The sequence below is a fragment of the Rhodospirillaceae bacterium genome (assembly GCA_002728255.1).
In the GTDB taxonomy this organism is placed as follows: domain Bacteria; phylum Pseudomonadota; class Alphaproteobacteria; order UBA7887; family UBA7887.
Genome location: PBWV01000038.1, coordinates 1 through 15,378, shown reverse-complemented (window position 1 = coordinate 15,378; position 15,378 = coordinate 1). Strand labels below are relative to the sequence as shown.

At 46.9% G+C, this 15,378-nt stretch carries 14 protein-coding genes; 10 read left to right on the top strand and 4 right to left on the bottom strand.

What is annotated here, in order from left to right:
- Positions 1–317, bottom strand: a 317-nt coding sequence (locus CMM32_09470) for a hypothetical protein (protein ID MBT07123.1), incomplete at its 3' end; no start/stop codon positions are given.
- A gap of 196 nt (positions 318–513) precedes the next feature.
- On the opposite strand from CMM32_09470, the gene CMM32_09465 reads away from it, so the two are divergent.
- Both CMM32_09465 and CMM32_09460 read left to right on the top strand, forming a co-directional pair.
- Positions 514–1,746 (top strand): hypothetical protein, encoded by a 1,233-nt coding sequence (locus CMM32_09465; GenBank protein ID MBT07122.1) that lies wholly within the window; start codon positions 514–516, stop codon positions 1,744–1,746.
- Positions 1,743–2,987: a hypothetical protein gene (locus tag CMM32_09460; protein ID MBT07121.1), complete on the top strand. Its 1,245-nt coding sequence runs from the start codon at positions 1,743–1,745 to the stop codon at positions 2,985–2,987. Before CMM32_09465 ends, CMM32_09460 begins: the two co-directional genes overlap by 4 nt.
- Positions 2,988–3,009: 22 nt before the next feature.
- Here CMM32_09460 and CMM32_09455 read toward each other — a convergent pair whose 3' ends face one another.
- The gene (locus CMM32_09455; GenBank protein ID MBT07120.1) at positions 3,010–3,915 is read right to left on the bottom strand and encodes a hypothetical protein; all 906 of its coding nucleotides are present in this window, start codon (positions 3,913–3,915) and stop codon (positions 3,010–3,012) included.
- A 169-nt stretch (positions 3,916–4,084) separates the two neighbouring features.
- Here CMM32_09455 and CMM32_09450 point away from each other — a divergent pair, with 169 nt between their 5' ends.
- From CMM32_09450 to CMM32_09420, 7 genes are all read left to right on the top strand, one after another.
- Positions 4,085–4,537 carry a dehydratase gene (locus CMM32_09450; GenBank protein ID MBT07119.1) on the top strand — a complete coding sequence of 151 codons (453 nt, stop codon included), beginning with the start codon at positions 4,085–4,087 and terminating at the stop codon, positions 4,535–4,537.
- 122 nt (positions 4,538–4,659) lie between these two features.
- Positions 4,660–6,852, top strand: coding sequence for a hypothetical protein (locus tag CMM32_09445; GenBank protein MBT07118.1), 2,193 nt, complete (start codon positions 4,660–4,662; stop codon positions 6,850–6,852).
- A 36-nt stretch (positions 6,853–6,888) separates the two neighbouring features.
- Positions 6,889–9,117, top strand: a complete 2,229-nt coding sequence (locus CMM32_09440) for a hypothetical protein (GenBank protein MBT07117.1) — start codon at positions 6,889–6,891, stop codon at positions 9,115–9,117.
- 28 nt (positions 9,118–9,145) lie between these two features.
- Positions 9,146–10,102: an epoxide hydrolase gene (locus CMM32_09435; GenBank protein ID MBT07116.1), complete on the top strand. Its 957-nt coding sequence runs from the start codon at positions 9,146–9,148 to the stop codon at positions 10,100–10,102.
- A gap of 32 nt (positions 10,103–10,134) precedes the next feature.
- Positions 10,135–11,160, top strand: coding sequence for an epoxide hydrolase (locus tag CMM32_09430; GenBank protein MBT07115.1), 1,026 nt, complete (start codon positions 10,135–10,137; stop codon positions 11,158–11,160).
- Between the two features lie 51 nt (positions 11,161–11,211).
- On the top strand, positions 11,212–11,985 hold the full coding sequence (locus CMM32_09425) for a phytanoyl-CoA dioxygenase family protein (protein MBT07114.1): 774 nt from the start codon (positions 11,212–11,214) through the stop codon (positions 11,983–11,985).
- Positions 11,986–12,044: 59 nt separating this feature from the next.
- Positions 12,045–12,947, top strand: coding sequence for a ketopantoate hydroxymethyltransferase (locus CMM32_09420; GenBank protein MBT07113.1), 903 nt, complete (start codon positions 12,045–12,047; stop codon positions 12,945–12,947).
- 43 nt (positions 12,948–12,990) lie between these two features.
- On the opposite strand, the gene CMM32_09415 is transcribed toward CMM32_09420, so the two are convergent.
- Complete coding sequence (locus tag CMM32_09415; GenBank protein ID MBT07112.1) at positions 12,991–13,821, bottom strand: hypothetical protein; 831 nt, start codon at positions 13,819–13,821, stop codon at positions 12,991–12,993.
- A 54-nt stretch (positions 13,822–13,875) separates the two neighbouring features.
- Here CMM32_09415 and CMM32_09410 point away from each other — a divergent pair, with 54 nt between their 5' ends.
- Positions 13,876–14,070 carry a hypothetical protein gene (locus CMM32_09410; protein ID MBT07111.1) on the top strand — a complete coding sequence of 65 codons (195 nt, stop codon included), beginning with the start codon at positions 13,876–13,878 and terminating at the stop codon, positions 14,068–14,070.
- A 399-nt stretch (positions 14,071–14,469) separates the two neighbouring features.
- On the opposite strand, the gene CMM32_09405 is transcribed toward CMM32_09410, so the two are convergent.
- Complete coding sequence (locus CMM32_09405; protein ID MBT07110.1) at positions 14,470–15,153, bottom strand: hypothetical protein; 684 nt, start codon at positions 15,151–15,153, stop codon at positions 14,470–14,472.
- Positions 15,154–15,378 lie beyond the last annotated feature (225 nt).

The following is a 15,378-nucleotide window of genomic DNA, read 5'->3' as shown; positions in this document are numbered from 1 at the left end:
GTCGGTCCAACAAATATTAAGTCTTTGCTGAGGCATGCTTTGGCCAGTTCCCCTTTTTCTGATAGAAAACCGTAGCCTGGATGAACTGCGTTACAGCCTGTTTCTAAAGCAGCCTTTATAATTTCCTCGATATCAAGGTAAGCTCTTGGCCCTAGCCCAGGAACCATGTGAGACCCATCACTCATTTTAGTGTGCAGGCTATCGGTATCGTCCTCCGAGTAGACTGCAACGGACTGGATGTTCAGGTCACTTGCAGCTCTAGCAATGCGGATTGCTATTTCACCTCGATTGGCTATTAGAAGTTTTGAAATGGTCATTTTTCCCTCGATGACTGCCCAGTAACTATTGGAGTAATAATGGTTTGTGTGACGTGTCTTGATTTGCCAAGCTTACTAGGGCGACTATTTGGTTTTCCCTTTTCAGTTAATATACTAAGAGAGTTATGTTTGGGAGGTAAATTTAGTAAATGTGTATGCGTGATTCTATAAAATCTTTTCTAGAAAGATAATTCATATGCTGTCCTTACAAGGATTGAAGGTAATTGAGTTGGGAGACGGCGTCGCTATCGGGTATTGTGGGGCCTTGCTCAGGGCTTGTGGCGCCGAAGTAGTTAAAATTGAGACCCCGGAGACGGGGGATATGGTGCGTGCCTTACCTCCTTTTTCTCCCAATGCGCCATTCCCTGAAGCCAGCGGACTGTACGCCTTTTTAAGTGCTGGCAAGTTAAGTTGTACCATTGATGTCCAAAAAGAACGGGGAGCTGAGTTAGTTCGGGATTTGGCAAGCTCTGCGGATGTCATGTTGGAAGCTTTGGGTCCAGGAGAGGCGGACAGAGTAGGCCTGAACCATTCATCGCTCAAGCCACGTAACCCCGGGTTAGTTGTTACTTCATTAAGTTGGTTTGGCCGGACAGGGTACCGCCGAGATTGGCGGGGTAGTGATGCGGTTGCGCAGGCATTGGCTGGGTTTATTTATCCAATAGGGCCACCCGATGCTCCCCCAATAATCCCGGGGGGTTATCAGTCACAAATCACCGCCGGCGTTACGGCTTTTCTTGCCACTATGGTGGCTCTCATTGGAACTTTGGAAGGCGATGAGGGCGTGTTGATTGATCAATCTATTGTTGAAGCACAGCTGGCGTATTATGAGATCGGTGCGAGCAAGAGCGAATATGAAGAGGGAACAGCAGATATGGCAGAGCGGATCGGTCCCAATCGATTCCAGCCTACCTATCCCCAGACAATTTATCCGACTTCCGATGGTTGGCTCGGTATAACTGCACTTACACCAGCCCAGTGGCGTTCGTGCTGTGAGTTAGTGGGTGCAGTGCACCTATATGATGATCCCAGATTTTCTGACTCCTTCTTACGATGCAACAATGCTGAGGAATTAGATGCGGAATTAATTCCTCTGTTTATGGAAAAACCCGCTTCTTTCTGGTTCCATGAGGGGCAGGCCCGCAGAGTGCCCTTTGCTTTGGTTCCAACTATGCAAGAGTTAGCAACCTTGGACCATTTTGTTGCTCGGGACGTCATGTCGCAATTTTCCCATCCCGGGATAGGTGCCTTTAGTGCTCCTGGCATTCCTTGGAAGCTTTCCGAGACACCCTTACAAAAAGGAGGAAGGTCGCCCTCTCTGGGTCAACATACTGAGGAAGTTTTAGGAGAGCGATTAGATTTATCTGGTTCCATAATTGCCACGTTAACCGAAGAAAAGGTTGTTTGGTTGCCGGGGGACGCTCAATGACACAGGTTCTGCCTCTTCGCAACATCCGTATTATCGATTTCACAATGGGCTGGGCTGGGCCACTGGCCACACGGCATCTAGCCGATATGGGGGCGGAGGTTATAAAAATTGAGTCTTGCACCCATATGGACTGGTGGCGGGGATGGGAAAATACTCCCGAAATGATCGCTGCCAGGGAGTATGAGAAGCAGCCCATATTTAATATAACCAATCGTAACAAGTTGGGCGTTGCAATCGATTTAACACTGCCCAAAGGGCGTGACTTGGCGTTGCGCTTAGTGAAAGAAGCCGATGCAGTGATTGAAAATCAAGCAACGGGTGTAATGAAAAAATTAGGGCTTTCTTATGATGATCTTCGGGTTGTTAACAAAGAAATTATAATGTTGTCCCTGCCGGCGTTCGGAGTGACGGGGCCCTGGGGCGGGTATCGAGGGTACGGTTCGACAGTTGAGCATGCATCTGGGTTGCCGCACTTATCCGGTGAGCCCGATGGACCTCCAATGCAAACTCATGTTGCCTATGGGGACGCTTGTGGCGGGATGAATGCTGGAGCTGCCTTGTTGGTAGGACTTTTTCACCGAAAGAAGACTGGGAAAGGCCAGAGGATTGATATTTCTCAGGTTGAGGGTTTGCACCAGTTAGGTGTGCATGGTTCGATAGAGCAAAGCCTCACAGGGCAAGCCCCTAAGCGTATGGGTTCACGGCACCCAGTTTTTGTGCCACACGGAATATTTGCGTGTGCTGATCCCGATTCCTGGTTGGTAGTTACTGTTACAAATGAGGAAGAGTGGTCAGCGTTGTGTGAGGCTATCGGACGGTCAGATCTCAGAAAAGATTCCTCTCTGAGTTCTTGGGAGGGGAGGCAGGCACAGCAGGCGATGATCGAATCGGCGATTTCATCTTGGACAATCCGATTTACCAACAAGGAAGGTATGCAGGTATTGCAGGCGGCTGGTGTGCCGGCAGCTGCAGTTCTTAGGTCAACGGACCTATTATCTGATGAGGGCCTAGTCGAGCGCGAGTTTTGGAAAAAAATTGACAGGCAGTTAGTGGGGAGGAAATCCCATCCTCTAACACCTTGGATGGTAGATGGCGAGCGGGCGGGAATTCGATGGCCTGCACCCCTGTTGGGTCAGCATAATAAGAAGGTTCTCCATGAAATTCTNGGCATGAGTGAGCAAGAGATNTTGAATTTNGCNAAGAACAAGGTCATTGGAGAGGTTCCNNAATTTGATTCCTAGATGCTGCGGANAGACANAATGTCTATAGCANCAGAAGTGTTAGGATCCCGGCCACNACNAGAAAAATTCCTATGAGTTCTAATCGGTGTATTTTTTCCCGAAANATTAATACNGAAGCCGTTATGGTGAATACCAANTCAATNTGGCCCAGGGCTCGCACCAANGCGGCATTNTGTATAGTCATCGCCGTAAACCAGCCAACAGAAGCAGCGGCCCCACTTGCACCAACCCAGACCGCTGTTTTCCANGCGCGGGCTACTTTTTTTANTTCCCCGGGGTTACGTAATTGCATGGCGACCATCATTACAACGGTTTGTATTGCTAGGGCAGCTGTTAGAGTGTAGGCGGCTTGTGATAAAAATCCTTCTCCACCCAGGGAAAGAGAAGCTCCTCTAAAACCAACAGCGGCAATGCCAAACGAAGCGCCCGAGGCAAGTCCTATCAAGGCTGGCTTTGCCAGCCATGAGCGGGCTAGGCTTCTGAGGTCCGTTGGACCTTTGGCCGCTGATATAGTGACTACGCCGACCAAGCTTATAAAAATACCAATGGTGGCAGCTGTCGAAATGGTTTCACCTAGAAATATAGTAGCGAAGACTGCGGCTTGAATGGTTTCTGTCTTTGCATAAGTAGTTCCAACTGCAAAATTTCGGGTGTCAAATAAAGTTATGAGGAGCCCCGTTCCGGCAATTTGGGCCAAGGCTCCAACAAATGCGAATATTGCGAACCTTAAATTTAGCTCGGGCATTGGAAGGCCNAATACGTGCACTAGGACTAAAAGATATATCAGGGCAAAGGGGAAGCCATATCCGAAACGAACAAAGGTTGCTCCTGCGACACCTAGTTCGTCTTTCAGATGTTTTTGTAATGCTGAGCGAACATTTTGAAAAAATGCGGCGCCAATAGCCAACGGTATCCAAAGAAAAGTCATTATTCAGGTCTCATCAAATACGGAAAACCTATTTGCCAACAGTTTATGTGTTATATCTCTGGGAATTATTGCCTTTTTGTAACGGGCAATAATATATCCTTAACGGGCCAAATACTGTAATTCAACAAGTGGGTTTTCAAGAAAAATTAGTGGAAAGGGTGAGCATATCATGGCAGGNCTTTATTATGAACAGTTTGAGGTTGGAATGGAATTTAAGCATCCCCTCACGAGGACTGTCACGGAAATGGATAACATAATGTTTTGTGCTATGACCCATAATCCGCAACCTTTACATCTGGATGAAGAGTTTGCAAAGGGCACTGAGTATGGGAGCCGCATTGTAAACAGCATGTTTACTCTTGGCTTGCTGGTTGGCGTAACAGTGGGCGATACTACTTTGGGTACGACCCTTGGGAATTTAGGCATGACGGAAGTTCGGTTTTCTAATCCGGTATTTCATGGTGACACTCTGCGTGCAGTGACGAAGGTAAAAAGCATGAGGGAGAGTAAGTCTCGCCCGACTGCAGGTTTGATTGAATTGGAACATTTTGCGTTTAATCAATTGGATAAAGAAGTGGCATATTGTGTCCGCACAGCTCTTATGCAGAAAAGGCCCATATAAATTAAAATATAAAAAGAGATTCTTGTTGGTGTCCAGGTGATAGCCAAAGAACGGGAAAATAGTTGCAAGAGGGGAGTATGCCCCTGTAGTTAGTTCGGTATTGTACTGCAGGAGCCAGGGACATGGTCGAAAGCATATCCAGAGCTAAACACTGTATAGGTGTAGTTGGTCTGTACGCGTTTTTCTTCGCGGTCTTCATGGCCACCTGGGCTAGTTTTTCTAGTGCATTTGCCGTGATCAAAGTCGCAGATCGAGATGTTGGAATTGGCTACTATGGGCCTTTGGACTATAGGCTTAATGATAGGGACGTGGTCAGCACCATCTTTCCCCAAGCGGACGAGATAGGGGAAGCGGTTGGAGTTCCACCCGCCGCGCCGGTTTATCAAAATGGTGAAGTAATTGGCTATCTTTATGCCACACATGAAACCATTGATGCGCGTGGCTACAGTGGTACGCCATTTGATGCAATCGCGGGGGTCACTCTGGATGCAAGAATAGCTGGAGTTCTTCTTTTGGANCACGACGAGCCCATTGTTAAGGGGTTTGGACCCCTCGAGAGAGGGCTGCGTAATTATTTGCGTGATCTCGAAAGCTTAAACATTCTTAAGCCTATAAGAAAACCAAAGACCAGCAACCGGGATAAATACGGAAGCGCGAAGGAGGATAGTATTAGTGGTGCGACCATAAGCGCCACTCTAATGCACGGTGCGGTAATTTCAGCGGCGCGGAGCATTGCTCGTGCCAGGGGGTTTATTGGGGATACTAGTAATCAGAAAATCAGTCTTGAGCTTGATTCTTACGAAGCTATTGGATGGAATTCCTTGCTTTCTGAGGGTTCTGTGGAGTGCAGGCAGACTCAAACCGGTGATCGTTCCAATGTTCCGGAGGAAATTTGTGTCTCTTTGATTACACCGGCGGGAATTGGGCGAAATCTTCTGGGTGAGAGACTGCATGCTGCTTACCTCGCTCAAGTCAATCATGGGGAGCAATTGCTATGGATTGGTAGTCGGGGTCCGAATATCTGGACTCGGCTGCTAGAACGAAAATCACTAGGGCAACATCAAGCGATTGCGCCAATCCATTTGCGGCAAGGTAAGTTTGCAATCCCACTGGATATGGCAAACGAAGTGCGAGGCGATAGAGAGGCGATATCGCCACGGGATGGAAGATACTTCAATTCCGTTGGGATACTGAAAATAAAAACGGGTTCCGACTTTAAGCCTTACAAGGCGTGGACACTTGATTTTGATTTTAATTACGGTGGACAGGAGGAATTGGAGGAGGACATTTTGACTACAGTCTCCTATCAAATCCCCACTAAATTTGTTGTGGGTTCCGACTTTGACCTAGAAGAAGAGGGCTTGAAAGCGATCTCGTATGTAATGGGGGGACTGGTTCGTGAGAGTAAGCTTACCGATTGGCAAAGGGCATGGGTAGATCAGGCGCCGGCAATTTCTGTCCTGTTGGTATTATTAGTTGTGGTTACTGGTATTTTTCTATTTGAATCTGTGATCACAAAGCGGCGTAAGATGCATAGATGGCTTCGTATCACAGTGCTTTCATTTGTGTTGGTGTGGTTGGGGTGGATTGCCGGTGCCCAGCTTTCGATTGTCAATGTTTTTTCTTATGGCCAGGCGTTATTCGGGAAATTAGAATGGTCAACCCTTCTGTTTGAGCCGTTAATTGTAATTTTGATGGCATATACTGCGGTTTCATTAATTTTGTTAGGTCGCGGGGTATTCTGTGGATGGCTATGTCCCTTTGGCGCGTTTCAGGAGTTACTGAATCAGTTGGCGCGCTTTGCCNGGGTGCCACAGTACACGCCTACGTTCACCTTAAACGAAGGACTATGGGCAATAAAATATTTGGTTGCTATAGGGTTAATTGGAGTATCTGTTTTATGGTCGATGGAATGGGGTCTGCAAGGGGCAGAGGTTGAGCCCTTCAAGACGGCAATTACGTTAAAATTTTCCCGGGCTTGGCCATACGCGATTTATGCCATTCTTTTGCTACTAGTGGGGTTGTTTGTAGAGCGTTTCTTCTGTCGCTTTTTGTGCCCGTTAGGCGGAACGTTAGCTATTCTTGGAAGATTTCATATATTTGAGTCTTTGAAGCGACGTGCACAGTGTGGTGCTCCATGCCACGTTTGCGAGGTGTCTTGTCCTGTACAGGCTATAGAGCCACGTGGACGGATTAATATGACAGAATGTTTTCAATGTTTGGATTGCCAGGTGGATTATTATGACGATACTCGTTGCCCACCGCTTATTGCAGATCGCAAACGAAATGAGCGGCTAATGCCAGATGTTTCCTAAGCTATTGCAAATTCTAGAATCCATCTGGACGGAATTGTGAAAGCACTAGACGCGGTAGTTAATGCTTGTGAATGGGGTTTTCGTATCTCGCCCAAATTTTCCTATACATCACAGTTTCTTTCTATGTTTTTGTTTATCCAGTTGGTATGTGGAATTGGCTACGTGCTTGCGGAAGAATCAGAATTTGGCCCATTAAGGGATCGCCTTTCCTCTGCGGAAGTCTGGCAATCAGTATTCCCCGACGCTGATAGGGTTTCTGATCCAACAGGTGATCCACCGGCCTCTCTTGTGTTTCTAGGAGAGGAAATTTTGGGGTATCTATACTCAACCTATGAGAGTGTTGGTGGAAGGGGTTATGCGGGAGGTTTATTTGATATTGTTGCTGGAGTGACGATTGATAACAGGATTGCCGGTGTACGGGTCCTCGGGCACAACGAGCCTATTATTAGAGGATTTCGACCTAAGGAAGATGGTTTCCGAAAATACCTGAGCGGACTGCGAGGCATGTCGATTTTACAGTCTATTCGTCGCAGTGCCGTTTTTCAAAATAGTGGATCTTCGTTAGATGGTATTAGTGGAGCAACTATAAGTGCCAACCTGGCGCATGGTGCAGTGATTTCAGGAGCGCGAGTGATAGCGCGAAGTAGGGGGCTCCTGAATGAAGATATTGTTGAGAAGATTGTTCTAGATATGTTTGCATTTGAAACACGGGATTGGCCTTCACTTCTTTCTGATGGGTCGGTCCGTTGTGAAAATTTTCTCGAGAAAGGCATGCACAGGTTCCCAGAGTCAATTTGTGTTGCTTTGATTACGCCGGCAGGAATCGGAAGAAATTTGTTTGGTGCTAAGTGGCATGGGGTATATGTCTCTCAAATTGGATATGGGGACCATCTTTTGTGGATCGGAAGTAAGGGGACTATTTCGTGGAGAGAATCCTTGGGGAAGCCCCAAGAGGTTTTTATAGGAGAGTCTAAGTTTCTTAGTTCGGGGGAAGGAGAAGGTCTGACCCTTAGGCAGGGAAATTTGATCATACCACTATTGCCTAAAAATTTGTGGAACCCGCAAAGAGCAGGTCAGTTTTCCCAAGGGGGTACAGCTTTAAGAACTGAGAAGGGAGAAGAGTTCGATTCAGTAGGAATTGTTAAAATAAGCTCTGACATGAAATTCAAACCGTACCTTCCATGGGTTCTGCAGTTTGATTTTGGGAATCAAGGTGAAGACGAAAAGAGCAGGACATTCTCGACGGATATTTCCTATCAAATCCCTGTGAGGTTTGTTGTCGGATCGGACTTTGATCTAGAGGAAGAGGGCTTGAAACCTATATCTTTGGTGCTGGGTGGGCTAGTTCGCGAGAGTAAACTTAGCGATTGGCAAAGGACATGGGTCGATCAAGCAATTTCTATCTCTGTCTTGTTGATATTATTGGTTGTAGTCACAAATATTTTCCTCTTTGAGCACCCGATCGCTAAAAAACGTCAACTGCATAAATGGGTTCGGATCGCGATACTCTCCTTTGTGTTACTGTGGTTGGGGTGGATTGCTGGTGCACAACTTTCCATTGTGAATATTTTTTCGTATGGGCAGGCATTGTTTGGGAAGCTGGAATGGACCACGCTCCTTTTTGAACCGCTGATAGTGATTTTAATGGGCTACACGGCACTTTCATTGGTTTTCTTGGGCCGTGGGGTATTTTGCGGATGGCTATGTCCGTTTGGTGCGCTTCAGGAATTGTTGAACCGATTGGCACGCTTTTTTCGGGTGCCGCAGTTCAGTCCCAAATTTAGGCTGAGCAAGGTTTTGCGCGTGGTAAAGTATCCGGTTGTTATAGCTTTGGTTGGAGTATCTGTTTTTTGGTCAATGGAGTGGGGTCTGCAGGGGGCCGAAATTGAGCCGTTCAAGACGGCAATTACACTGAAATTTGAGAGAGCTTGGCCATTCGGATTGTACGCCATTCTTTTGTTGTTTGTAGGGTTATTTGTGGAACGATTCTTCTGTCGCTGTTTATGTCCCTTGGGCGCAACGCTGGCCATATTTGGACGATTTCATATATTTCAGTTTTTGAAGAGACGGCCGCAATGTGGATCTCCGTGTCATGCTTGTGAAGCATCATGTCCCGTTCAGGCTATAGAGCCGAGTGGGAAAATTAATATGGCGGAATGTTTTCAATGTTTGGATTGCCAGGTGGATTACTACGATGACACTCGTTGCCCGCCACTAATTGCAGAGCGCAAACGCAATGAGCGGCTAATGCCGTATGTTCCTTAACTGCGGCCAATTGCAAAGGACTAAAGAGATGGAATTTAACAATTTTCCAGTCAACGATATTTCAATTCGAGCAGCAACAATGGGGTCGGGTCCCCTAGTCATTCTAGTCCATGGCTGGCCAGAACTTTGGTATTCCTGGCGGCATCAAATTGAGCCAATTGCTACCGCGGGCTATAGGGTGGTTGCTCCGGACGTTAGAGGGTACGGGAAAAGTGATAAACCCAAGCCGGTAGAGGCTTACGCCATGCAGCCATTAATGGATGATATTGTAGGCATCATAGATGCTTGCGGTGAGGAGAAAGCTATTTTAGTGGGTCATGATTGGGGCGCCCCTATTGTGTGGAATACGGCTGCTCTACATGGTTCGCGGGTTAGTGCTGTGGCGGGGCTCAGTGTTCCTTATCGTCCTAGGCCCAGCGTGCCCCTTATAGAGTTATGGAATAAAATTTACGATGGGCGTTTCTTTTACCAGGTTTATTTCCAAAAGGAAGGTATCGCTGAGGCCGAGCTCGAGAGAGATATTCGAATGTCTCTGCGCAAGATTTATTTCTCCATTAGTGGGGATGCCCCATCTCTGGATAGCTGGTTGGACAGGCCAGCTACTGCCACCCTCTTGGAAGGGTTTGTTGACCCTCCAGTTTTCCCCGGGTGGCTTACCGAAAAAGATTTGGAGTATTTTGTGGAGCACTTCACTGCTGGGGGCTTTCGAGGCCCACTAAATCGCTACAGAAATTCAGAAAAGGATTTCTATGATTTACCTCTTATGGGCGTAGCTAGGGTTAAACAGCCTAGTTGCTTTATTGCGGGTTCCAAAGATGTTGTGCGTTCCTTTGTGCCTGGAAGAGATGGGTATGCAAACCTCGATGAGTTGTGTGATGATATGCGTTTATCCAGGATAATCGAAGGAGTTGGGCATTGGGTGCAGCAAGAGGCGCCCGAAGAGGTTAATAGTACCCTGCTCAAATTTTTAAGCACATTGGCCTAGCCCTTCTTGGGTTTGATGGAGATATATCGAAAATGATGCAGAAAGTTGTAGAGAAAGTAGTGAGTAACCCTAACCACTGCACTTTTTATTACGAGGCAGGAGAACCCGATGGCGCAGTGGTTATATTTGTGCATGGCTGGCCAGAGTTGTCCGTCAGTTGGCGGCATCAACTGCCTGCTTTGGCCTCTTTAGGTTTTAGGGCTATTGCGCCAGATATGCGCGGCTATGGTAGGTCGACGATTTACGATAATCATGAGGAATACGCCCAGGAGTATGTGGTTGCCGATATGTTGGCGCTTTTGGATTCCTTGGGTGCGGAAAAAGCTCTTTGGGTGGGTCACGATTGGGGAAGTCCTACAGTGTGGAATATCGCGAGCCACCATCCAGATCGATGTTGGGGTGTGGCCAGTCTGTGTGTCCCATACCATACACTTGAATATGGACTAGATTCCTGCCTGCCTTTGATTGATAGAAAGCTTTATCCGGAAAATGATTATCCTTTTGGGCAATGGGAATACCAACGATTTTACGAGGAGAATTTTAATAAGGCCGTAGCTACTTTTGATGCAGACCCGTACCGCACCATCAAAGCCTTGTTTCGTAGAGGGAAACCTAAACCTCCGGATCGACCCAATATGACTGCGCTGGTTCGAAAAGACGGAGGCTGGTTTGGAGGTGCTCCGGTGGCTCCCGATATGGCTCGGGACAATGCAATTTTGTCTGAACCGGAACTCTTGTCCTATTCCACTTATCTTAAGCGCAATGGATTCTTTGGACCATGCTCATACTATATGAACCATTCGGCAAATGCGGTATATGCTGCTAAGGCGTTGAATGGTGGGCTATTGGATTTGCCAGTGTTGTTTATGGAAGCTCTGTACGACTACACGTGTGAGTGTTTCGTTTCGCAATTGGCCGCTCCAATGGAGANATATTGTGCGGACCTCGCAAAAGTTAGCATTTCTTCTGGGCACTGGATGGCACAAGAAAGGCCAGAAGAAGTAAATGCAGCTCTGGTAAAATGGATGGCACAGTGCTTACCCGAAATGTGGAAATAAATGCGTCTTCCATCTCAGTGGGCATGGGGTTAAACTGCTTGGCAAACAGGAATGAAGAGGCTCGTTATGCTAACCGAAAGAGACATTCAAAAATATAAGGCTGATGGATATGTTNTCCCAGATTACCGAGTTCCGCCTCATATTTTGGAATCAATAGATGAAAAGACGGATTCATTTATAGGCGAGAACCCAGAATTTCGGGATAATTGTTCGGCTCTTTTGCGCCATGACATAAGTTTCGCAAGTTATTGTTTTGCCCCTGGGATTCTAGATATGGTGTCGCAGTTAATTGGAGCAGATATTGCCCTTTGGAACATGAGCCTGTTTGGCAAACCAGCTAATGATGGGAAGGCAACTCCATGGCATCAGGATGGAGAGTACTGGCCAATAACGCCCCTTGCTACATGCTCTGTGTGGGTTGCAATCGATGAGTCATCCGAGGAAAATGGCTGTTTAGAGGTAATACCTGGTTCCCACCGGGAGAGGGCCCTCAGGCAACATCAACATAATCCAAGCGATGATTTGACGTTACATGAAGAATTGTTGGATACGGAATTTGATGTCAAAGATTCTAAAAAAATTCTTCTAGAACGCGGCCAGATCTCTCTCCATGATGTTTTCCTAATGCATGGTTCGCAACCCAATCGATCCAATAAAAGGCGGCGCGGAATGACCATGCGGCTGATGCCAACTACATCGCATTGGGATCGTGCTCTTGCAGCGGATGCATTGTCTCATCACCCAATATTATTATTAAAAGGCACGGACAGGTGTGGGAAAAATGATTTTGAAGCAGCGGAAGGTCTTGTGCCAAAGATAGTTTGAGGTTTTTGGCTCTAACCTGGGCGTNCTTCAGTAAATGTGAATTAAGGGGGAGATAGTTTATGGCGAGTCATGCAACAGGGGATGGATCAATTCCACCTAGAGACGCTGCTAAGCGTGGCCTTAACCGAATCATGACATTGGGAGGTGCTTACGGGACCCGAAACTATACGGTCAAAGATTTGAGAGACCAAAAAGGAGTTCGCGTGCTTGTTGAAACAGTGCCGTTCACCCCGGAAGAGGCTGCTGCCGCAGAGGAAGCGGGGATCGATACCATGAAGGTTCGGTTTGATCCGAATAACCCAGCGCCGGCTATTGCAATGCGGGAGGCAGCCCCCCATACTTTTATGGCATTTTCTGTGCCTCTCATTGCCGCAGCTAGTGAAGAAGAAGCGGTTCGCCTAGGATATAAGGCTATGTCTGTTGGGGCGGACGCGATTATGTGTCAGTGGAGTCCAAAATTTATTTCGGCAGCGGCTGAAGCGGGCATCCCCGTCCAGGGACACGCGGGGTTGGTCCCAAGAAAAAGTACATGGACAGGAGGGTTAAAAGCCGTTGGTAAAAATCTTGATGAGGCGATGTGGGTTTACCATGAAATTAAGAAGTTTGAAGATGCTGGAGCTTATGCGGTTGAGGTAGAGGTCATTCCAGAGGATCTCCTGAAGGAGATTAGCAAGCGAACGACCTTGCTGACTTCTTCAATTGGCGCAGGTAGTGGCGGTGACATGCAATTTTTATTTGCAGAAGATATTCTTGGTAATAATCCTCCCCCATATCCGAGGCATTCTAAACAATATCGTGAGCTGTATAAACTTAAGCAGCAGATGCAGGAGCAACGTGTGAGCGGGTTCAAGGAATTTATACAGGATATCAAAGAAGGTGTATTTCCTGGATCCGAGCATGTCATAACTGCGCCAGATGGACTAATTGAGGGGTTTGTTAAAAAAGTCGAATCTGGAGGGTGAGGCGATTAAGTCGGTGAGAGGTTTTGTTGACTGTTAGAATTAGTTAAATCGCTCCAGAAACAATGCTGACGACCGGAGGGCCATGGTCCAATGACCACAAACCAGAAATGTATTTCTCCAAAGTCTGCGGTGGACTTGAATAAGGCAGCAGTGTGGCTGGGTCAAAACGATTTCTGTTTATTAAAACATGAGGCGGACCATCAAAGTCAAAATAGACCCCAACCCCAAGAAAAGACCGCAAATGCTTTCCCAGGTTCCAGTCACAATCAGCTAGAACACGGCAAGGAACTATCTTTTCTGTAGGTGTGGTGACCATTTCCCCTAAACCAATCCTCCGCTCTTCCTGTCGATTCACCCAAAATATATTATAGTCTGGGTCATGAACTACCCATATTCCTGTTACTGGATTTTGCACCTCAATAAAAGTATGAGAACCATTATTTTGGCTATAGAGGTGCACTTGACGAGATTTGATTCCAAAAGTTTCCAAAATTCCACCCATCGCATTTGCGCGTGACGAACACAGAAGGTGCGGATGCTTTCCCGTTCCGCGGCTAGCCGCAAGTAACGACCTTATCACTCCGCCTGTGTCATAAGCTGGAAAGCCATGCGGGCTCCCAATAGGAGGACGAATACTATTTTCATTCACGAATTCTCTTACCGCATCGACAAACAAGTCGTGGTCACCCTCAATCCCCACGGAAAGTACCATAGCCACTTCTTCCTGGCAGCATGGGGGCGTATGTCCAACAATACGGCTATGAAGCGCAGAGTGAAAGCCCTCCCGTTGCGCCACAAATCCGCTATAGACTCCCATCATCAAAGCAAAAAGGACTAGCAGTGAAATCAAGACTCTACTTTTATATTTCTTCATAGGAAAATACTGACAGATAAATGGGGAGGGAAAAACTATTATATTCCTCCAGATATGTTTTCAGCAGTATACCTTTATTTTTTTACAGATTTTCGAATCCCACGAATAATTTTCTGTGATCTAGAACGAAAATGCCTTCTTGAGAAGGCTATCATTACCCATGTAGCGGATAAATTTACTGCCAGGGAATGTGATAATCCAAGACAGATCAGCATGAGCGATATAGGATTCCCGCACCTCACCGATTGAAGTTCCGGGCTGCCTGACCTGCTTAATTCTCAGATTCGGCATCTATGTGTTGNAGGATATCAAGAATGGTATGTTTTCGGGATTTGCTCATATCATGGCTGCACCAACTGGCCTAATTGAGGAGTTTGTTAAAAAATTCAGCTCTGGAGCGTGATGATGGGTGAGTTGGTGAGAATTATTGGTTTCCAATTCTTTTTAACCTTTGCATATTTCTAGATGTCCGGTTTTGGAAAAAGTCACCTGCGCTGGCAGCAGTTTTTAGAAAGGCTCTTCGCGACGCAGACTTCTTCATCGCTATAGCTCCAATAGTTTTGGATTGCCGACTACGTATCTCGATACTATCAGAGACTTGGTTTGGGAGATACCTCTAGTTTCTACACACCTCGTTGATCGGAGAATTCAAGTGCCACGAATGATTTGTTGCGACCGAGACCGGAAATCTCGTCGGTACAACACCACAATAANCCAGGTGGTNGAGAGTATTAACGCCATCGGGTGTATGATCCANGAGAGTGCTGCTAGGGCAAAATAGAAGGCGCGAATACCACGNTTNAAGTGGCGAGCTGCGAGGTTCGCGATTTNCGCNGCTCGTNGTGCCTCGTNTTCTGCCTCGGTATCGATATTTTCATGATCAGGGACGGCTCCTACTAAAACGGCGCAATATGTGTTCAGGCGATAAGCCCACACGAATTTAAAAAATGCAAAAGCAAATATTAGTAAAAGAAGGAGCATTTTTATTTCCCATTCTATCCGGGACATTCCGCCAACAAATGGGAGTGGAGAAAGAATCGCGATTGCTTTATCGGTCGCCCCCAGGGCAGCGACCAGTCCACCAACAGCGACAAGGCTGGTGGAGGCAAACATCGCAATTCCACTTTGCAAGTGATTAAGTATGAGAGCATCTAACATTCGCATGTCACGCCGCAGCATCTCCAACATCCATCGGTTACGATGTTCATTCATGATGCCGGCTACTGACTTATGTTGAAGCCTTTCGCTGTCAGCAACTAGGGTGTAGCCGATCCAGAAAATGAAAAACCAGAATAAGGCAGCGATGTCTAGTGCGGTCAGAATAGGATCCATTTTAATTGTCTGTCCGTGATTTGGGCTGGGATAGAAGGCATAACATGGTATGGTCTCTCGGGATAGCACATTAGGCAGCAGGATTCGTTGGGACTGACCTGATTGTCGATAAGATGAAAATGGGGAGAATAGGAATGTACGATATAGTCATTCGGAATGGAACCGTTCTGGACGGGACTGGTGGAGAGCCTTTTGAGTCGGATGTAGCAATAACGGGTGAGAGAA

Coding starts and splice junctions, on each gene's coding strand:
- CMM32_09420 (MBT07113.1), top strand. CDS start 12,045: ATGGCGAGTCATGCAACAGGGGATGGATCAATTCCACCTAGAGACGCT.
- CMM32_09415 (MBT07112.1), bottom strand. CDS start 13,821: ATGAAGAAATATAAAAGTAGAGTCTTGATTTCACTGCTAGTCCTTTTT.
- CMM32_09435 (MBT07116.1), top strand. CDS start 9,146: ATGGAATTTAACAATTTTCCAGTCAACGATATTTCAATTCGAGCAGCA.
- CMM32_09465 (MBT07122.1), top strand. CDS start 514: ATGCTGTCCTTACAAGGATTGAAGGTAATTGAGTTGGGAGACGGCGTC.
- CMM32_09410 (MBT07111.1), top strand. CDS start 13,876: ATGTTTTCAGCAGTATACCTTTATTTTTTTACAGATTTTCGAATCCCA.